This window comes from Microbulbifer halophilus, assembly GCF_026183675.1.
Classification (GTDB): domain Bacteria; phylum Pseudomonadota; class Gammaproteobacteria; order Pseudomonadales; family Cellvibrionaceae; genus Microbulbifer; species Microbulbifer halophilus.
This window is the reverse complement of sequence record NZ_JAPIVK010000003.1, coordinates 180,507-197,606: the sequence shown is the minus strand read 5'-3', so window position 1 is coordinate 197,606 and position 17,100 is coordinate 180,507. Positions and strand designations below refer to the sequence as shown.

Sequence of the window (17,100 nt, the reverse complement as noted above, 5' to 3'; positions counted from 1 at the left end):
GAGAAATTGATGAATTATGGAGCGATTCAATGAGCTGACAGGCAATCGGCATCATGAGCCGGTTTGCCTCGCTTATTGGATGACTATGTAAAGAGATTGTGTTTAAATCGATCAACAGTGATCAATCAAGAGTGCAGCTGGAAGAGCTGTTTTCGAGAAATAGTTTTTCTACAGCCTCGTTGGGTCGTCAGGCTGTCATAGAGCCCTTTGGGCAGTGTATCTCTGGGCATGACATCCTTGCTGGCAGCCAAACGAGGAAGGGTGGCCTGTGAGGCTAACATGTCTGGGGGATGGGTAAAGGGTGTTCAGCCTTGCACCTGAATCCGTGACTTCATGACGGCGCCGAGCGCAAACTCTTGACGCCACAGCGAATTTTTCTCAGTCGACCGTAATCACCGATACGCCACTTCTTCGAAAAATCCACTGTGACGCCAATATCTTACGCTCTGCATCCGCCTTGAAGTCACGGATTCAGGTTGTAGTTTTGAAAAACCAGAGTTAACCCTACAGGTAACTATTCAGCACTTTCACTTAAAAACCAAAAACATAAGACAATTAGACGCCTTTCCCGATTAGCTACTCTCTCGCCTGAACATACAACCTGATCCTGTTAACTTTATCCTTCAACCCGGCGACCTCGGCCTTCACGCGCTCAGCGACAAGCATCAGCCCTCCTGCACTTGCGGGCTCCAAGGGGAAGTTTCTCGTGGCGCCCAGCGCCGCGACGGCGTCGCAGAAGAATGCGCAGTATGCTTCAATTTCGCTGAATTCGTCATAGAGGCTCAATAGCTCCTGGGCCGGGGTGGAGGCGGTGTCTTCTTGAGCATTTGCCATGGCTGATTACAATCCCTTGCATGTGACTTATAGACTACAGCAGCGGATTGTACGGAAATGTGACTCATAGTCCATAGCCATAGGCGCCAAATGTTGCTTATGTGTAACATTTTTGAGGTTACACATGGCCAGGAAACTTGAATCCAATCCGGCACTGGTACCCTTCGGCCGACACGTGGCTGCACTACGCAAGCAGATGAACCCACCACTGAGCCAGGAAGACTTGAGTGGGCTTTGCGAGCTGGACCGTACCTATATCTCTGGTATTGAGAACGGTAAGCGCAACGTGAGCCTGACCAACATTTTCCGGCTGGCCCGGGCTTTGGGTGTAGAACCCAAGGATCTGTTGGACTATCCGAGCGCTGGAGAGCCTTAGGTGCTGCACATACAGGCGCGTTCACATGTGAACTTGCCAGAGAAGTTGGCCAGAAATCTAAGAGCCCGCCGGGGCCAGCAAACTCAGGACGTATTTGCCCGCAAATCAGGTATCAGCAGGGCTACTCTGACCCGCCTGGAGAGTGCCTCCCAAAATACCACTCTGAAGACGCTGGACCAGATCACCAAAAGTCTGCGCTGTGACGAAGGCAATTTGTTCAAATAAGCAAAGCTTAGAAAGAGAAATATCTAAGCGCTCTTCATGGATAAGCCAACCTTTCGGAGGGAAGTGCACTCGATAGGGATCAACGACAAAGAAAGAAGAAACATAAACTGGAGCAAAGACGCCGTTACGTGATTCTTTGCCAATTTCCTCGATAACGAAGAAAACGCCATCCGGCACCTAGTCACTCTCGCAAGGCCGCAATTATAGGAACGGGGCATACCCAATGGTTATCGCGATGCAGTGAAATCGCTTTGGATTTCTCTTGCAGAAATTGAGGATTTATCTCTCGGGCCCGCTGTAGGCATGAGGGGCACAGCAAGCGCTTATCTTTCAAGGTCCATATTTTTCGTCATTTCTATCACCCGTGCCTTGTTATCCGCCGACAGCCGGTGGAAATACAACAGCAGTTCCGCAGTGTCGTCATCCTTCGCATAAAGGTACTCAACCGGCACTTCCAGCACCTCGGCAAAGCGCTCCACCAGCGGATATCCGGGGGTATGGACGCCACGCTCATACTGGCTCATCCGCGCACTGACCGACATCTCATCTATGCCAGCCAGAATACCAAGGCGCTCCTGGGAAAGCCCCACACGCGACCGAGCTTCCTTAAGCCTTTTCCCGATAACAGACATTTAGCCTCCATGACAAAGGCTAAGATAGTCTTAGATTTTCCTTGCCCCACCTCTAAGTATTACTTAGTATTGGTAGTGCAGCACCTGGAACTGAGAGTCTGTCGTTACCCACATTGAGGGAGGGGGCGCCACACCGGCTTTCTTTGTGGCGCTATTTTCTTCTTCAACAACACCCGAGGAGAATCGGCACCGGCATACCGAGGCCTTCTATGGAAGAACCAGAGCAACTGCTGAAAAGGATGCACTCACTTATCCAGCGGGCGGGAGCACAGCTGGCAAATTTTATCAGAGTTGAATCGCTGCCATTGGGCGAAGTTGTGAGCGACTGGATTGAAGCGACCGGGGGTTCGCCTTCAGGCAGGCGTGGCTCGCGCGAGATATATATTAGTGAGCAGGAGACGGAACAGCTGATTGAGCAGCGGCGAATCGAGACGCGGATGAAGGCGAAGCGAACATTTTCTCCTGAAGAGCTCGATATCCTGGCAGGCTGGCAAGATCTGGAAGCCAAAGCATTGACTCTGTCGATCAATGTAGTTCTGAAAAACAGCCTGAACTAATCCAACTAACCCATTTCAATCTTCGTCGTCGCTTAGATCCAAACTATCTGGACCACCAGACAGCCTTCCACTTGGTTCCTCGTCATCCACAGGAGGAACAACATTCTTGGACTTAATTTCTTTTGACTTTTTCTTAAGCCGTTTTAACGCTTCATCTTGTGATGGCTCCTTCTCAGGTTCACTACACATAATCATTCTCCCTTCAAGACTTCTGGCTTTTTGTTTATTTTTCCTTCAGGCTCATCTGTCCCAATTATTGGTTTGAGCAATGCAACTTTTTGGGAATATTCTTTCATTTTTTTGATCTGTGGATCTTTTTCGGCAGTTTCATTTTTCTGGCTCATAAACACCTCACAAGACTTTAGCTAGATAACGTGGTTCATTCTTACTGGTCCCTTCGAATAGCTCATAGCCTAATTTTTTATAACTATTTATAGCACCATCAACAGGATCAACAATTCGAGCTTCTTTCGCTCCCAGTGCGTACCCATACATTTCAACCGCAGATAGTGCTATATATGCTACCCTACCTTTCAGCGGGTGCGCAGTATCGGTCGAGCTTTCAAGAACTTCCAGTCTCACATGTACATTCTTGGCAGACATTTTTCCCAAAAGAAGCCCGCATAGAATAGAGCCAAACCATATGGCTGCCTCAAACCTTTTAGGGTACTTTCTTCTATAGTACGCCACCCATGAATCCCACTCCCAACCACCATTTGGAGGAACTCTTGAATTGTTTGGCCATAGTTTATACTTCTCCAAAGCCATCATGTTTATAGGAGTTAATGTAACCCCTGGCATATTTATTGCCTTTGGGACTTCCGAGTATACCTCGGAACGTAAATTACTATATTTGTCCTTATGCTCCTTAAATGATAAGGCTCTATCCATGTTTCCCAGCTCCATTTCATAAGTGAAGCCGGAAATATCGATCAAATCGACAACTTACTCAAGTCTTGATCCAGACCTATCTTAAATTTGTCGCAGTATTCAACGAACATTCGGATAAGGTCAAGAACTCAGCTGCTTCAGTAGACACTACAGAAAAATACGAACTGAAATCCGATTGCATGAAAGCCTACAGACTTGTCAATGATTACGACTCCTACCAAACCCTACAGCTTGATACGATAAAAATCGTCGAACAGTTGGGCAGGCCAGATCTAATCCGTAAGATCAAGCGGATGACCAGCACAGGTAACACGCCGCTTATTGACATATGGGGCGACGTGAAATCCACCTTTGCCCCTATGGAGGGTACCCAGTCTGTAAAGATTCCGGATGTATCTGTCTGGAAAGGCGCAGGCTTATTGTTCTCTGGTCGTGCACATGCTTACTTCAAGTTGATGCTGGAACCGTTCGGTGAATTCTTGCCGGTGGAAGTAGAAGGCCATGATTTCTATTTATTCCACTTGATGACAGAAGGAAAAGTCGATCTCGACAGCAGCTCTCGTGAAGATGATGAGTTCGGAGAGCCCATGACTGTCACCGCCTTGAAGTTTGATGATAGCGATATAGAAGACAAGCTGTTGTTCAAATCGGAGTATGAATTCTATCAGGCCCCGTTCTGTAATCAGAAATTCAAAGAGTTGTATCAGGAGTATGATTTGGAGGGCCTGATTTTTGAGGAAGACTTGACCAGCATGGGTTGGCGGTAGCGGTAATGATTAATAGGGTAGATCAGCTCCATATCAGAAGACTCTAAGATAAGCCGATTTTTCTTGTAGAATGGGCAAAGAAGCGCAGTGGGGTCATTTAAAAACGCGTGGTGTTTTGGGGCTTCTTTTCACGCGGCGTGACTCAACTCTGTCTGACCCCAACAATTGTAATTGTCGCAGACAGACCCCACCTGAACGTCAATCGATCCACCGCATCCGGATCCCACCGTATGATCTAGCCCCCCTCACAGCGAACATCAGTAACAGCCGACGCAGACAGGCCCTCCCTCCCAAGCATCACGGTCCGGTAGCAAGGCACGATTTCAGATCCTCGGCAAAACGCTGCGCCTGGCCGTCCTGCAGCCTAGACACCGTAACCCGGATCGCCCGGGCCTGGCCTTGTACCTCGAAAGCGCTGCCCAGCCGCACCAGCCAGCCTTTCTTGGCGAGTGCGTAGGCCACATCTTTCGCGTCCCCGGGTAGCGGCAGCCATACATTGAAACCACCCGAGGCGGGCGGCACTTCGATTCCCTGGGCCTGCAGGGCGGTGCGCATCTCTTCGCGGTGGCGCGCGTACTCGCTGCGCGCCTTGTCGAGTCGCTTGCGGACATCCTTTGAAGCCAGGCAGGCGCCAACGATCGCCTGGAGAATGTGGCTGATCCAGGTCATACCGGGCGCTAGGCGGGTTCGCAGCCGCTCCGCCGTTGCCGGGTCGCAGGCCACGAAGGCGAGGCGCAGGTCCGGCCCCAGACCTTTGGAAACGGAGCGTATCAGCGCCCAGCGGGCCGTTGTGGCCGGGATGATGGAGTGATACGGCGTCTCGGCCAGCAGGGCAAAGTGGTCATCGACGATGACCAGCACATTCGGATGCGCCGCCAGAATCCGCTTCAGGGCGTCCGCGCGACGTCGGGACAGGCTGCAGCCGGTCGGGTTGTGCGCGCGCGGCGTGACCAGCACCGCCTGCACGCCCTGGTCCAGGGCCGCCTCCAATGCCTCGGGGCGCATACCCGCGTCGTCGATTTCCACACCCACCGTCTGCATGCCGGCCAGGCGCAGCGCGTTGATGGTGCCCAGGAAGCAGGGGTCTTCCACGGCCACTTTGTCGCCGGGCACCAGGTGTGCAGTCGCCAGGCGTTCAATGGCGTCTACGGCGCCGTGGGTCAGTTCCAGCTGGTGGTCGGACGGGCAATCCGGCTTGAGCCAATCGTGCCCCAACTGGCGCAGCTCGGGCAGGATCGTGTCCTCGCCATACAGGAACGGCCTGGGGAGGCACTCGGCCAGTAGCGCCTGCGGATCGGGCAGCCATTGGGGATCGGGGTTGCCATCGGCGAGGTCGATCAATGCCGTTCCGCTACTCAGCCCCTCCTGCTCGCCTGCACGGGGCGGCGCGCAGATGGTGGTGCCCAGGCGCCCCCGGGTGACGGCGATGCCCGCTTTCGCCAGGCGCTTGTAGGCCGCCGCGACCGTATTGCGGTTCACACCGAGCGTTTCCGCCAGCTCACGCACGGGCGGCAGAGAATCGCCGGGCAACAGGTCTTCACTCTGCACCATTGCACGGATGCATTCGGAGATTTCCAGGGCAGTTTTACCGGTGATCTTCACTTTTGTCCTATGCCAATATATATTGAGTCCCGTGACAATTTTATCTTAGGCCCAGAGCAAGAGAAATAGCAGCCTTCCCTTTATTGATACGAGGACAACCGACCATGTTTTCCGGTCTCAGCGCATTTCCCCTGACCCCCATGAACCAGAGCGGCATCGACGAGGCGGCGTTCGTGCGGCTGGTCGAGCGCCTGGCAGACGCCGGTGTCGATTCCATCGGCGCCCTGGGATCGACCGGCAGCTATGCCTATCTCACGCGGGCCGAGCGTATGCGCACCGCGCAACTGGCGGTGAAGCATGCCGGCGAGGTGCCGGTGATTATCGGCATCGGCGCCCTGCGCACGCGCGATGTGCTGGCCCTGGCCGAAGACGCGCAGAAAGCGGGGGCGAGCGGGGTGCTGCTGGCGCCGATGTCGTACCAGAAGCTCTCCGCCGATGAAGTCTTCGCCCTCTACGAAACCGTGACCCGCTCCCTGTCCGTGCCGCTGTGCGTGTACGACAACCCCACCACGACGCATTTCGAGTTCAGCGATGAATTGCACGAGCGGATCGCCCAGCTTCCGAACGTGCGCTCGATCAAGATTCCCGGCGTTCCGGTGGAACCCCGGGCGGCCAGGGCGCGTGTCGAGCGCCTGCGCGCCCTGGTCCCGCCGCAGGTGACGATCGGCGTCAGCGGTGATGCTCTCGCCGCCACGGGGCTGAATGCCGGATGCGAGGTCTGGTACTCGGTGATCGGCGGCCTCTTCCCCAGGGCGGCGCTGGCCATCACCCGCGCCGCACAGGCCGGCGATGTGCAGGAAGCCACGCGCCTGTCCGAGCGGCTGCGCCCCCTGTGGGCACTGTTCGACCAGCATGGCGGCAGCCTGCGTGTCGTCGCGGCCGCCGCGGAGCTGCGGGGGCTGGCTGAACATCCCACCCTGCCGCTGCCGCTCAAGACGCTGGAGGGGGCCGACCGGCAACAGCTCGCGGCGCTGCTCGACGAGCTGGACCTGGCCTGATGAGCCGCGTTGCGCAGGCGATTAGTATCGTCACCCTGGATAATGTGCTGTTGGCGGCACAAGGTGGCTGTCCCGCCCATTGCCCGGAGGCCACTCGCGGCGTTCGCGCCGCCTGGCCGGACCGGGAGTGAGCAGTTGGAACGGGAAGTTGCTTCCGCGCATACGGCGAGCCGGGACAGCACCGGCTGGTCCGGTCTGGCCCGCTACATCATCGCCGCCGCATTGGCGCGCACGGCCGATGGCGGCGCCGTGGTCGCCATCGTACTGCTGGTCACAACGGAGGGCGGAGGCGGTAGCCTGGCCGGCCTGCTGGGTGCCTGCATCACCGCGCCGCACCTGCTCGGCCCCTTTGTCGCACGGCGCATCGACCTGGCCGACGACGGCCGCAGGATCATCGCCTTCGCCTGCGTCCTCTATTCGATCGCGCTGGCGGCAGCGGTCATCAGTTACGGCCAGGCACCGGCCGTCCTCACCGGCCTGCTGCTCTCGATTTCGGGCGGCTGCGGCCCATTGCTGACGGGCGGTATCAGCAGCCGATTGCCGGCGATCGCCGGCCGCGATCAGCACAGCCAGCGTCGCGCGCAGGGCTGGGACGTGGCCACCTACGGCATCGGCGGCACGGTCGGCCCCTCGGTAGTGGCCGCCGTCTCCTCATGGGCCTCGCCGGGACTGGCCGCTTTGTGCCTGGCGGTGGCGGCCTTCGGCGCCGCCTGGCTGGTCATGCGGCTGCCCTACAGCGCCCCCGAGCACGGCGGCGATATCCGCAGCGTGCCGGGCGCCTGGAGCACCATCGCACTGATGGCAAAGGATGGCCCGCTGCGCCGCACCTTGTATATGACTGTGCTGGTGGCCTTCAGTATGGCGGCCCTGCCCATCACCGCCGTTCACATGACGGCCCTGCTCGGTATCCCTGCCGCCAGCGCGGCGGCCATGACGGCGGCTTACGGGATCGGGAATCTCACCGGATCAGTAGGCGTCATGCTGCAGCCATTGCGGGGTAGTCCGGATCACCTGATGTCGGGCCTGGCCCTGTGTGTCGTGGGCGGGCTGTTTGCGGTGATGATCAGCCCGACCTTGTCCATCGCCATCGCGACCTATTGGGTGGCGGGGATCGTCAATGCGTTTTTCTTTGCCGCCACGCTGGCGGCGCGGACGGAGTATGCACCGGCCAAAGGGCGCGGACAGGTGTTCCTGTGGGTGGCGGCGATGAAGATCACGGCTGGCTCCGCCGGCACCGCTGCCGCCGGGGTAATGACCGGGTGGGATTTACGCATCCCGCTGGTTGTCGGCATGGGATTGATTGGCTGTGCCGTGGCGCTGTCGTTTATTGAGCGGTGCATGGAACGGCCTCGAGTGGCATAAGCGTGCAGAGGGGCCGCTGATCATGGTGGATCACTACACCATGACCGAGCCGACCTTCGGGGCACACCCACATGCGGGAATTGCCGCGGTATCGGTGCTGTTTGAAAGCAGCAGCGGGCAGCACAACAACCGCGATTCCCTCAGCAATGACCTGAATCTTCTGCCCGACGAACTCTACTGGCTGACCACCGACCGCGCGCTGGCGATTGTACCCGGCAGCATTAGACCGCTTCATAAGAAATGAGGGATAATGCAGGTTGGGCGTGCTGAAATAACGCCCATTTTTATATAGGAAGCGGCTGTAGATTGTAATTTATACAATATGACTTTTCTACGGCCCTGTTAGAGCGACAAAGGAAACGATATGAAAGCGGTATCAATACTTAAATACGTCTTCACAGCGATAGGGCTCGGTTTGCTGATAGGGGCTTTTTTCTCCTATAAAAGCACACAGGACTTTCTGGGCAACGCTCTAGCGACTGAAGGCACGGTGATAGAGCTTGTTCGCTCACGGTCGAGTGATTCCGTTACCTATGCACCGGTAGTAAAGTTCATGACCCGAGATGGCTCCCTCATTGAATTTATGTCTTCATCCAGCAGCAACCCTCCAAGTTATTATGAGGGGGAGAAAGTTGAAGTCCTTTACCAGGAATTTTCTCCCCAGCAGGCCAGAATCAATGGCTTCTTTTCTCTGTGGGGGGTGGCTTCGATCCTGGGCGTCCTGGGTGCAGTTTTTTCACTGGTAGGGCTTTCAATAATATTGTTCGGTAAATTGAAAGGAAGAAAGATAAAGTACCTGAAAGAGAACGGCATTTCAGTGAATGCCAAGTTTACCGGAGTGGAACTCAACAGCTCCCTTGAAGTAAACGGAAGACATCCCTATAGAATTTCCGCTCAATGGAAGAACCCCGCCACCTCTGAAATACACATATTCAACAGTGAAAATATCTGGTTTGATCCTTCGGACCATATCGACATTGACGAGCTGACGGTCCTGATAGAAAAAGACAACCCCAAAAAGTATCATGTCGATACTTCTTTCCTGCCTAAAGTGGCAAGCTGAAACCTCCCTGGCGACAAACCGGGCCGACGCACAGCAGTTGTATTCGGCCTGGCCTCAGGCACAGTGGCTGGCTACCCCAGCGCCAGCCGCTCCGCCACAGAGCCGTGATTCCGGATATGTCAGCAAGCACAGCGGCGTCTCCCTGCCGACAGTTGCGGGCTTTTTTGAAAGGTTTATTTCAGGGAGGGGGCCCCGTGCTGGGGAAACAGGTTTTTGGTGATCACCAGTACGATACCGAAGACCTCGGCCAATGTGCCGGCCAGATAGAGTTCGAGCTCGTATTTTTCAAAGCCCATCCACTTTAGGCCAACAGCCGTAAAGGCCAGGTTCATGATCAGCAACTGCCCGATCAGAATGCCAATAAACCACTTGGCGTAAAGCTTTTTCAGGCCTCTGTCACTTTTTGAGTCTTCTATCTTCTGCTCGGTAAGCGGGTCGACCTTTCTCGCGTCACTATTGAGGGCGATCCGGATTGCTGAGAGCGCTTCTGATTTCTTTTTTGATTTTTCTTCTACTGTCATGAGGCTCTTATGACATTACAACAGGTTGAGCTTCCTGAGACGCCATTTCATGGCTTCATTCGAGACGCCGAAATAGGCGGCCAGCTCCGCATGGGTGGATTTGCGAAACCGAAGGCGCATTTCGTCCTCCGGCATCAGCAGGCAGGCGGCAAAGCTGTTGGCAAATACCTCTTCCGAATCCTGCCCGGTAGCGGATACACCGTTGCGGAAATCCACGTATTCGTACTGTCGATCCTCGTCATCGGACTCGACACGCGACGCATAATGGCCCAGCTCGTGGGCACAACTGAAACGCTTGCGGTTTGAGTGATCGGTGGTCTCCAGGATGATACGGGGATCTTCATTGACCTCTTTGATGAGGGCTCCCGATACATCTTTGGGCAAATGCGTTTCGAGCACTTCTACCCCCAGGTGCCGGGCAATGGTCACCGGATCGACGGGAAATTCATCCTCGCTCCAGAATACCGCCCGGTACTTGTCCGCGAGTTTTTCGGGGTCTTGCGTGATCGTAGTCATAGGCCATCAAGGTTTGCTAACAGAACGCTAACAGATCGTCAAGAAATTCTACTCGCTTTGGCATTGCCTTTAAAGAAAGATTTCTGCACAGCTAGTTGATCGAGACACTGGAGCCCTTTCGAAAATCGAGCGGGCTTGCGACGAGGCGGTTTTATGGCCGGATTAACCGTGCAATTTCAGGTGTTCCGCCAGGTGGGAAAACACCACCGAAACCCGACTCAGGTGACGGCATTCGGGATGCGTCAGCAGCCACAACTGGGTTTCGCATTCCTCCAGCGGTGGCGAAATCTGTTTGAGGTCCCGCCGGCCATCGCCCAGGAATATCGGCAGCACACCGATGCCCAGGTCGGCGGCGATCAGTTCGGCCACCGACAGAATACTGTCCACCCGATAAGCGGGCAGGTTGCGGGGATGGCGGTGCCGGCGCCAGAGTACCGATGGGTGCGACGGCAGCGCGTCGTCCGGCGCCACCCAGGGCGCTTCCTCCAGGTTCATTTCCGAGTAGGCACCGGTCGCGGATTCCGCCGCGTACAGGGCCATGCGGATGGGGCCTACCTGTCTGCCCACCAGGTGCGGCGGCGGGCGCTGGGTGGCACGCAGAGCGATATCGGCGTCTCGCCGGGTCAGGTTGGAGAGTTGGTTGCCGGTGGAGATCTCGAATTGCAACAGCGGGTGCGCGCGGCGCAGTGCGGCCAGCTGCGGCGCCACCAGCCCGTGCAGGATGGTGTCGGTGGTGGTCAGGCGCAGGGTGCCGGCTATCTCTGCCCGTTGCCGCTGGGCCTCCGAGCGGGCCGATTCCAGTTCGCTCTCGATGCGCTCGGCACGCTCCGCCAGCGCCGCGGCCAGTTCCGTGGGCCGGTAGCCGGCGCGGGAGCGCTCGAACAGCCGCTGGCCCAGGCCGCTCTCCATCCGCTGCAACGCGCGGAATACGGTGGAGGTATCCACATGCAGCCGCTCCGCTGCCACGGCCAGGGTGCCGCTGCGCAGCAGTGCCAACAGCGTCTGCAGGTCCTGCGCACCGAGGGTGTATTGCTCTTTTGCATTCATCGTATGCGCCGATGCCTATTCCCTTGCATTTTCGCAACTTTAGACTGGTTTCCACCTTAACGGCAATGGAGCAATGCAATGAACCAATTGATCGCGACGGGCGGGCAGCAACTGGGTCTCGCCATACTGCGCCTGGCGCTGGGTGCCATGTGGCTGGCCCACGCGCTGCTGAAACTGCTGGTGTTTACGCTACCGGGCACGGCCGGCTATTTCGACAGTATCGGCCTGCCGGGGGCGCTGGCCTATCCAGTGTTCGCGCTGGAAGTTGCCGGCGGTGCCGCTTTGCTCGTGGGTATCTACCCGCGCCAGGTGGCCCTGCTGCTGACGCCAATTCTACTCGCGGCCGCCTGGGTGCACATGCCCAACGGCTGGGTGCACACCAGTGCCGGCGGCGGCTGGGAGTATCCGCTGTTCCTCGCGCTGGTGTCCGTGGCCTATTGGCTGATGGGGGACGGCGCCTTCTGCCTGCGCCGCAGCGGGCATCTCTGCCCGGCGCCGGTGTGAGGTGCGGATTGTGGATAACTCACTGACGCTGGTCTCCCACGAGTTGTGCCCCTATGTGCAGCGGGCCGCGATCACGATGATGGAGAAGGGCCTACCATTCGAGCGGCTGGATATCGATCTGGCGCACAAGCCCGACTGGTTCCTGCGCCTGGCACCGCTGGCAAAGACGCCGGTGTTGCTGGCTGGCGACCGGGCGATTTTCGAGTCCGCAGTGATCTGCGAATACCTGGAGGACACCGCCGGCCCGCCGCTTTACCCGACCGATCCGCTGGAGCGGGCGCAGCAGCGCAGCCTGGTGGAGCTGGCCTCGGCGATACTGGCGAATATCGCCGGCCTCTATTCCGCCACTAACGGAGAATTGTTTACAGAGAAGGCGACCGCGCTGCGGTCGCAGTTTGAAACTATGGAATCGACGCTGGAGGCGCAACCGTATTTCAACGGCGAGGCATTCGGCATGGTCGACGCTGCCTTTGCCACGGCGTTCCGCTACTTCGATGTGTTCGACACCATCGGAGAATTCGGCATCCTGCAGCAACTGCCGAAACTGCAGCGCTGGCGCGCGTGGCTGGCCGCACGGGATTCCGTCGCGCGGGCGGTGACGGCGGATTACCCGGCGCTGTTGCTGGATTTTCTGCGCCGGCGGGATTCGCACTTAGCGGGGCTCATTCCCTATCAATCTGCCGGGACGCCGTCGAAAGACGGTGCCCCGGCCTAAACCGGATCAGTCAGTCCAGCAATCCCCCGGACCGCACCATTACATGAAACACATAATTCTGCTCATTGGTGCCGGTCAACAAGTGCGACCCGGGCCCGCGCGCCCAGATACCCACATCCTCACCGCCGTGAGTCTCGCTGCCGGTGGGCACCAGGGATTCCTGGTAGAAACCGGGTTTTGTCGTGTCGATTTCCGTTAGATCCACACGGCCGCTGTGCGCCGGCGCATCGCGGCGGGCATCGGAGTTGGTTTCGTCGCCCAGGTCCGCAAAACCCGCGCCGTTGGCGTAGCCGAGGGTGGTGTAGGGTTTGCCGTCGGCGGCCAGTTGCGGGGCATCCTGCGGCGCACCGTGTTCGTCGTTGCCGATGACCTTGCCCAGTATCGGGTTGCCGCGGGTGGGGTAGCCGGCCATGGTGAAGGCGTGGCTGTGGTCGGCGGTGACGATGATCAGCGTGTCTTCGGTGCTGGTGTTGTCCATGGCGACCTGTACGGCTTTGGCGAATTCCACCGCGTCGGTCAGTGCGTTGTACGCGTTGCCGGCGTGGTGACCGTGGTCGATGCGGCCGCCTTCCACCAGCATGAAGTAGCCGTCCTCGCCTTTCTGCACCAGCTCCAGGCCCTTGGCTGTCATTTCGCTCAGTGACGGTTCGCCGGCTTTGTCATTTTCGCGGTCGGATTCGTAGCGCATGTGGGAGGGCTGGAACAGGCCCAGCAACTTGTCGGTTTTGGCCGCGTCTACGGCCTTGAAACCTTTTTCATCCTCAATGTAGGTGGCGGCTGCGCCGTAGCGGTTTTTCCACTCCTGCACCAGGTTGCGGCCGTCGGTGCGTTTGCCTTTTTCGCCTTCCAGGTCGGTGACGCTCTGCGGAATAAAGGCACGACGGCCACCGCCGAGGATTACGTCGATACCGTCACCGCGGTCCATCTCCACCAGTTGTGCGGCGATATCGCGGCAACCTTCCGGTGCCTGGTATTCCCAGCCGCGCTCGGGCACCTTGGCGTAGGTGGATGCCGGCGTGGCGTGGGTGATACGGGCAGTGCTGATGATGCCGGTGCGCTTGCCGTGCAGTTCGGCCAGGTCGAGGGCGGTGGTCAGTGGGTGTTCGAGCCCGGCTTTACAGTCGCCGCGGGCGACGGTTTCGTCCACGTTGAGGACGCCGGCCTTGGTTTTGACGCCGGTCATCAGCGCGCTGGCGGTACCGGCGGAGTCCGAGGTCTGCTGGTTGGTGTTGTAGGTTTTGATCAGGCCGGCAAAGGGCATCTGCTCGAAGCTCAGCTGGTATTCCTCGCCGGTCCGACCCTGTTGCTGGCCGGCGAGTATCCGCGCAGCGGTGACGGTGGAAATGCCCATGCCGTCACCGACGAACAGGATGATGTTTTTGGCCGCGCCGGGGGTGTTGTCAATCTGGCGCTGGCTGGCCTGTTGCAATCTGCTCTGTGCGTCGCGGTACCAGGTGCTGTTGCGCTGGTCAGTGGACAGGGCGGGAGGGGCGGTCCTGGTCTCCGCAGTAGATGCGCCGCTTTCGCTGCAGGCGGCTATTGTAGTGGCGACGCCCAATGCCAGTACCGAATTCAGAAACTTCACGATTCCCCTCCCGGAACAAATAAGTACAAACGTTGCGGGAGTTTACTACGGATTTGTTACGAAATGATTTTTACGGGACTCTCGTCCGGATCGCGGCCCTTTCCCGCCTTCTGCAGGCGTTGGAGGTAGTCGTTCCAGTTGGTTGCGTGGTTTTCGCCCAGTTCGCGCAGGTAGCCCCAGGTGTAGATGCCGGTGTCGTGGCCGTCGTCGAAGATCAGGCGCACGGCGTAACGGCCGGAGGCTTCCACCCGGTCTATGCCCACATGGATTTTGCCGCTGACCAGGACGCCCTCACCGGCGCCGTGACCGCGGACTTCGGCGCTGGGGGAGAAGACGCGGAGGTATTCGGCGGGGAGGGTGTATTCCGCATCCGCGAAAATGACCCGGAGGGTTTTTTCGGCGCGGTTCAGGTGGATTTTTTTGGGTGGTTTCATAGGTAGCTGGTTGTGGGGCCGCTGCGGGAGCCCTCTCCCCCGGCCCCTCTCCCAGAGGGAGAGGGGAGCTTTCTTTTTAAGCCGCGGAGTTAGAGGATGAAGCGGGACAGATCCTCGTTCTGGCTGAGTTCGCCCAGGTGTTCGTCTACGTAGGCGGCGTCGATGGTAACGGTTTTGTCGCCGTCGCCGGCGTCGTATGAGATTTCCTCGAGCAGCCGTTCGAGCACTGTGTGCAGGCGGCGGGCGCCGATGTTTTCGGTGCTTTCGTTGACCTCGTAAGCCACTTCGGCGATGCGGCGGATACCGTCTTCGGCGAATTCCAGTTTCAGGCCCTCGGTGGCCAGCAGGGCGCGCTGCTGTTCGGTCAGGGACGCGGACGGTTCCGTGAGGATGCGCTGGAAATCACCGGAAGTCAGCGAGTCCAGTTCCACGCGGATCGGCAGGCGGCCCTGCAGTTCCGGGATCAGGTCCGACGGCTTGGACAGGTGGAAAGCACCGGAGGCGATGAACAGGATGTGGTCGGTCTTGATCATGCCGTACTTGGTGCTGATGGTGCTGCCCTCGATCAGCGGCAGCAGGTCGCGCTGCACTCCCTCGCGGGAGACGTCGGCGCCGCCGCTTTCCTGGCGCTTGGCCACTTTGTCCAGCTCGTCGAGGAAGACAATCCCGTTCTGCTCGGCGGACTGGATGGCGCGGGTCTTGATCTCCTCGTCGTTGATCAGTTTGGCCGCTTCCTCGTCGGTGAGCTGTTTCATCGCCTGCTTGACGGTGAGCTTGCGCTTCTTGGTCTTGTCCTGGGACATATTGGAGAACATGCCCTGCAGCTGGTTGGTCATTTCCTCCATGCCGGGGGGCGCCATGATTTCCACCCCCATGGGCGCTGCGGAGACGTCCACCTCGATTTCCTTGTCGTCCAGCTCGCCCTCGCGCAGTTTCTTGCGGAACATCTGCCGGGTGCCGGAATCGCGCTCGCCCGGGTCGGTGTTGCGCGCCGGTGGCAGCAGGGCGTCCAGTACGCGCTCTTCGGCGGCGTCCATCGCGCGCTGCTCGACGCCGGCCATGGCCTTTTCGCGCTCCAGCTTGACCGCCATTTCCACCAGGTCGCGGATGATGGATTCCACATCGCGGCCCACGTAGCCCACTTCGGTGAACTTGGTGGCTTCCACTTTCATGAAGGGCGCGCCGGCGAGTTTTGCCAGGCGGCGGGCGATCTCGGTCTTGCCCACGCCGGTGGGGCCGATCATGAGGATATTTTTCGGGGTGATCTCCGCGCGCAGCTCCTCGTCCACCTGCATGCGGCGCCAGCGGTTGCGCAGGGCAATGGCCACGGCGCGCTTGGCTTCCTGCTGGCCGACGATATGGCGGTCGAGTTCGTGGACGATTTCTCTGGGGGTCATCTGGTTTTGGGACATGAAAATTCTCGTGTGCAAATCTTTAGGGCAGCCCTTCGGCCCGCTGACCGAGCTGGAGCCTTCAGCGCTCAAAAATTAGCTCGGCGCGCCCAAGGAAGGCCTTTAGTAATCCAGTTCTTCGATGGTGTGATTCTGGTTGGTGAAGACGCAGATATCGCCGGCGATCCGGAGCCCCTGCTGGACCACGGTGCCGGCGTCCAGTTCGGTGTTGTCCAGCAGCGCGCGGGCGGCGGACTGGGCGAAGGGGCCGCCGGAGCCGATGGCGATCAGGTCGTCCTCCGGTTGGATGACGTCGCCGTTGCCGGTAACGATCAGGCTGGCGGTGGCGTCGGCCACCGCCAGCAATGCTTCCAACCGGCGCAGGGCGCGGTCGGTGCGCCAGTCCTTAGCCAGTTCCACCGCGGCGCGGGTGAGCTGGCCGCCGTGGGCCTCGAGCTTGGCCTCGAAGCGCTCGAACAGGGTGAAGGCGTCGGCGGTGCCGCCGGCGAAGCCGGCGATCACCTGGTCCTTGTACAGGCGGCGCACCTTGCGGGCATTGCCCTTCATGATGGTGTTGCCCATGGAGACCTGGCCGTCGCCGCCGATGACGACTTTGTTGCCGCGGCGGACGGAGAGAATGGTGGTTCCGCGATACTGTTCCAATGGAGGCCTCTCGGATTGGTGGTCGGTGTCTGCGGCGGGGACGGTCGGGCCCGGCCCCGCGCGGAAAAATCGCTTTCAGGTTCTGTAAGTGTGGTCGCGGTGGGGGAATTTCAACAACAACGGGCCGTATAATGCGCGCTCGCTGTATTTTCGACGGTTTCCGAGGAGTTCTGTCTTGGCCTCTCTGTCCTCGCACTTCTACACGCTGGTGTTCGCCCTGATCATGTCCTGCCTGATGTCGCTACTGATGTCCGGGGTCATCACCGTGATCAATACCGGCGTCGACTTCGGCTTCCCGACGCGCTGGCTGCGCGCCTGGGTGGTGGCCTGGATAGTGGCGTTTCCGCTGGTATCGTTCATCGCGCCTTTTGCCCATCGGCTGACACGCAAGCTGGTCCGGTCCAGACGCTGACTCGG

Annotated in this window: 24 protein-coding genes; 11 read left to right on the top strand and 13 right to left on the bottom strand. The window is 58.6% G+C overall.

Annotated features, from left to right (window positions below):
• Positions 1-576: 576 nt before the first annotated feature.
• Positions 577-834 carry a hypothetical protein gene (locus OQE62_RS03010; RefSeq protein WP_265720512.1) on the bottom strand — a complete coding sequence of 86 codons (258 nt, stop codon included), beginning with the start codon at positions 832-834 and terminating at the stop codon, positions 577-579.
• 124 nt (positions 835-958) lie between these two features.
• Here OQE62_RS03010 and OQE62_RS03005 point away from each other — a divergent pair, with 124 nt between their 5' ends.
• A complete protein-coding gene (locus OQE62_RS03005) occupies positions 959-1,210 on the top strand; it encodes a helix-turn-helix domain-containing protein (protein ID WP_265720511.1) in 252 nt (83 codons plus the stop codon).
• Complete coding sequence (locus OQE62_RS19460; RefSeq protein ID WP_377595684.1) at positions 1,211-1,435, top strand: helix-turn-helix domain-containing protein; 225 nt, start codon at positions 1,211-1,213, stop codon at positions 1,433-1,435.
• A 323-nt stretch (positions 1,436-1,758) separates the two neighbouring features.
• Here OQE62_RS19460 and OQE62_RS02995 read toward each other — a convergent pair whose 3' ends face one another.
• Complete coding sequence (locus tag OQE62_RS02995; protein WP_265720509.1) at positions 1,759-2,067, bottom strand: helix-turn-helix domain-containing protein; 309 nt, start codon at positions 2,065-2,067, stop codon at positions 1,759-1,761.
• A 209-nt stretch (positions 2,068-2,276) separates the two neighbouring features.
• Here OQE62_RS02995 and OQE62_RS02990 point away from each other — a divergent pair, with 209 nt between their 5' ends.
• Positions 2,277-2,624 (top strand): hypothetical protein, encoded by a 348-nt coding sequence (locus OQE62_RS02990; RefSeq protein ID WP_265720508.1) that lies wholly within the window; start codon positions 2,277-2,279, stop codon positions 2,622-2,624.
• A gap of 15 nt (positions 2,625-2,639) precedes the next feature.
• On the opposite strand, the gene OQE62_RS02985 is transcribed toward OQE62_RS02990, so the two are convergent.
• Genes OQE62_RS02985 through OQE62_RS02975 form a run of 3 tightly spaced genes read right to left on the bottom strand, consistent with a single transcriptional unit; the run spans position 2,640 to position 3,560 of the window.
• Entirely contained in the window at positions 2,640-2,813 is a 174-nt protein-coding gene (locus tag OQE62_RS02985; protein ID WP_265720507.1) for a hypothetical protein, read from the bottom strand.
• Between the two features lie 2 nt (positions 2,814-2,815).
• Positions 2,816-2,968, bottom strand: a complete 153-nt coding sequence (locus OQE62_RS02980; RefSeq protein ID WP_265720506.1) for a hypothetical protein — start codon at positions 2,966-2,968, stop codon at positions 2,816-2,818.
• 7 nt (positions 2,969-2,975) lie between these two features.
• Positions 2,976-3,560, bottom strand: a complete 585-nt coding sequence (locus OQE62_RS02975) for a hypothetical protein (protein WP_265720505.1) — start codon at positions 3,558-3,560, stop codon at positions 2,976-2,978.
• A 20-nt stretch (positions 3,561-3,580) separates the two neighbouring features.
• Here OQE62_RS02975 and OQE62_RS02970 point away from each other — a divergent pair, with 20 nt between their 5' ends.
• Positions 3,581-4,282: a hypothetical protein gene (locus tag OQE62_RS02970; protein WP_265720504.1), complete on the top strand. Its 702-nt coding sequence runs from the start codon at positions 3,581-3,583 to the stop codon at positions 4,280-4,282.
• A gap of 297 nt (positions 4,283-4,579) precedes the next feature.
• On the opposite strand, the gene ptsJ is transcribed toward OQE62_RS02970, so the two are convergent.
• Positions 4,580-5,884, bottom strand: a complete 1,305-nt coding sequence (ptsJ, locus tag OQE62_RS02965; RefSeq protein WP_265720503.1) for a MocR-like B6 salvage transcription factor PtsJ — start codon at positions 5,882-5,884, stop codon at positions 4,580-4,582.
• Between the two features lie 83 nt (positions 5,885-5,967).
• Between ptsJ and OQE62_RS02960 the strand changes: the two genes are divergently transcribed.
• From OQE62_RS02960 to OQE62_RS02945, 4 genes are all read left to right on the top strand, one after another.
• Positions 5,968-6,882, top strand: coding sequence for a dihydrodipicolinate synthase family protein (locus OQE62_RS02960; RefSeq protein WP_265720502.1), 915 nt, complete (start codon positions 5,968-5,970; stop codon positions 6,880-6,882).
• Between the two features lie 135 nt (positions 6,883-7,017).
• Complete coding sequence (locus OQE62_RS02955; protein WP_265720501.1) at positions 7,018-8,244, top strand: MFS transporter; 1,227 nt, start codon at positions 7,018-7,020, stop codon at positions 8,242-8,244.
• The gene (locus OQE62_RS02950) at positions 8,210-8,488 is read left to right on the top strand and encodes a pirin family protein (protein ID WP_265720500.1); all 279 of its coding nucleotides are present in this window, start codon (positions 8,210-8,212) and stop codon (positions 8,486-8,488) included. The genes OQE62_RS02955 and OQE62_RS02950 overlap by 35 nt, the downstream gene beginning before the upstream one ends.
• Before the next feature lie 120 nt (positions 8,489-8,608).
• The gene (locus OQE62_RS02945) at positions 8,609-9,307 is read left to right on the top strand and encodes a DUF3592 domain-containing protein (protein ID WP_265720499.1); all 699 of its coding nucleotides are present in this window, start codon (positions 8,609-8,611) and stop codon (positions 9,305-9,307) included.
• 173 nt (positions 9,308-9,480) lie between these two features.
• Here OQE62_RS02945 and OQE62_RS02940 read toward each other — a convergent pair whose 3' ends face one another.
• From OQE62_RS02940 to OQE62_RS02930, 3 genes are all read right to left on the bottom strand, one after another.
• The gene (locus OQE62_RS02940; protein ID WP_265720498.1) at positions 9,481-9,828 is read right to left on the bottom strand and encodes a hypothetical protein; all 348 of its coding nucleotides are present in this window, start codon (positions 9,826-9,828) and stop codon (positions 9,481-9,483) included.
• Between the two features lie 15 nt (positions 9,829-9,843).
• A complete protein-coding gene (locus OQE62_RS02935; protein ID WP_265720497.1) occupies positions 9,844-10,344 on the bottom strand; it encodes an ImmA/IrrE family metallo-endopeptidase in 501 nt (166 codons plus the stop codon).
• A gap of 162 nt (positions 10,345-10,506) precedes the next feature.
• Positions 10,507-11,391 (bottom strand): LysR family transcriptional regulator, encoded by an 885-nt coding sequence (locus OQE62_RS02930; RefSeq protein WP_265720496.1) that lies wholly within the window; start codon positions 11,389-11,391, stop codon positions 10,507-10,509.
• Between the two features lie 78 nt (positions 11,392-11,469).
• On the opposite strand from OQE62_RS02930, the gene OQE62_RS02925 reads away from it, so the two are divergent.
• Together OQE62_RS02925 and OQE62_RS02920 are read left to right on the top strand one after the other, a co-directional pair.
• Positions 11,470-11,895 carry a DoxX family protein gene (locus OQE62_RS02925; RefSeq protein ID WP_265720495.1) on the top strand — a complete coding sequence of 142 codons (426 nt, stop codon included), beginning with the start codon at positions 11,470-11,472 and terminating at the stop codon, positions 11,893-11,895.
• Positions 11,896-11,905: 10 nt separating this feature from the next.
• A complete protein-coding gene (locus OQE62_RS02920; protein WP_265720494.1) occupies positions 11,906-12,610 on the top strand; it encodes a glutathione S-transferase family protein in 705 nt (234 codons plus the stop codon).
• A 10-nt stretch (positions 12,611-12,620) separates the two neighbouring features.
• On the opposite strand, the gene OQE62_RS02915 is transcribed toward OQE62_RS02920, so the two are convergent.
• From OQE62_RS02915 to hslV, 4 genes are all read right to left on the bottom strand, one after another.
• Positions 12,621-14,195 (bottom strand): alkaline phosphatase, encoded by a 1,575-nt coding sequence (locus OQE62_RS02915; protein ID WP_265720493.1) that lies wholly within the window; start codon positions 14,193-14,195, stop codon positions 12,621-12,623.
• Between the two features lie 56 nt (positions 14,196-14,251).
• On the bottom strand, positions 14,252-14,629 hold the full coding sequence (locus OQE62_RS02910) for a DUF971 domain-containing protein (RefSeq protein ID WP_265720492.1): 378 nt from the start codon (positions 14,627-14,629) through the stop codon (positions 14,252-14,254).
• Positions 14,630-14,718: 89 nt separating this feature from the next.
• Complete coding sequence (gene hslU, locus OQE62_RS02905; protein ID WP_265720491.1) at positions 14,719-16,041, bottom strand: ATP-dependent protease ATPase subunit HslU; 1,323 nt, start codon at positions 16,039-16,041, stop codon at positions 14,719-14,721.
• 102 nt (positions 16,042-16,143) lie between these two features.
• Positions 16,144-16,683 (bottom strand): ATP-dependent protease subunit HslV, encoded by a 540-nt coding sequence (gene hslV, locus OQE62_RS02900; RefSeq protein WP_265720490.1) that lies wholly within the window; start codon positions 16,681-16,683, stop codon positions 16,144-16,146.
• A 175-nt stretch (positions 16,684-16,858) separates the two neighbouring features.
• On the opposite strand from hslV, the gene OQE62_RS02895 reads away from it, so the two are divergent.
• A complete protein-coding gene (locus OQE62_RS02895; RefSeq protein ID WP_265720489.1) occupies positions 16,859-17,095 on the top strand; it encodes a DUF2798 domain-containing protein in 237 nt (78 codons plus the stop codon).
• Positions 17,096-17,100: the final 5 nt, after the last annotated feature.

Bases quoted from the DNA above. Each gene is read 5' to 3' on its own strand.
- OQE62_RS03010 (WP_265720512.1), bottom strand. From the start codon at position 834: ATGGCAAATGCTCAAGAAGACACCGCCTCCACCCCGGCCCAGGAGCTA.
- OQE62_RS03005 (WP_265720511.1), top strand. From the start codon at position 959: ATGGCCAGGAAACTTGAATCCAATCCGGCACTGGTACCCTTCGGCCGA.
- OQE62_RS02995 (WP_265720509.1), bottom strand. From the start codon at position 2,067: ATGTCTGTTATCGGGAAAAGGCTTAAGGAAGCTCGGTCGCGTGTGGGG.
- OQE62_RS02990 (WP_265720508.1), top strand. From the start codon at position 2,277: ATGGAAGAACCAGAGCAACTGCTGAAAAGGATGCACTCACTTATCCAG.
- OQE62_RS02985 (WP_265720507.1), bottom strand. From the start codon at position 2,813: ATGTGTAGTGAACCTGAGAAGGAGCCATCACAAGATGAAGCGTTAAAA.
- OQE62_RS02980 (WP_265720506.1), bottom strand. From the start codon at position 2,968: ATGAGCCAGAAAAATGAAACTGCCGAAAAAGATCCACAGATCAAAAAA.
- OQE62_RS02945 (WP_265720499.1), top strand. From the start codon at position 8,609: ATGAAAGCGGTATCAATACTTAAATACGTCTTCACAGCGATAGGGCTC.
- OQE62_RS02940 (WP_265720498.1), bottom strand. From the start codon at position 9,828: ATGACAGTAGAAGAAAAATCAAAAAAGAAATCAGAAGCGCTCTCAGCA.
- OQE62_RS02935 (WP_265720497.1), bottom strand. From the start codon at position 10,344: ATGACTACGATCACGCAAGACCCCGAAAAACTCGCGGACAAGTACCGG.
- OQE62_RS02930 (WP_265720496.1), bottom strand. From the start codon at position 11,391: ATGAATGCAAAAGAGCAATACACCCTCGGTGCGCAGGACCTGCAGACG.
- OQE62_RS02925 (WP_265720495.1), top strand. From the start codon at position 11,470: ATGAACCAATTGATCGCGACGGGCGGGCAGCAACTGGGTCTCGCCATA.
- OQE62_RS02910 (WP_265720492.1), bottom strand. From the start codon at position 14,629: ATGAAACCACCCAAAAAAATCCACCTGAACCGCGCCGAAAAAACCCTC.
- hslU (WP_265720491.1), bottom strand. From the start codon at position 16,041: ATGTCCCAAAACCAGATGACCCCCAGAGAAATCGTCCACGAACTCGAC.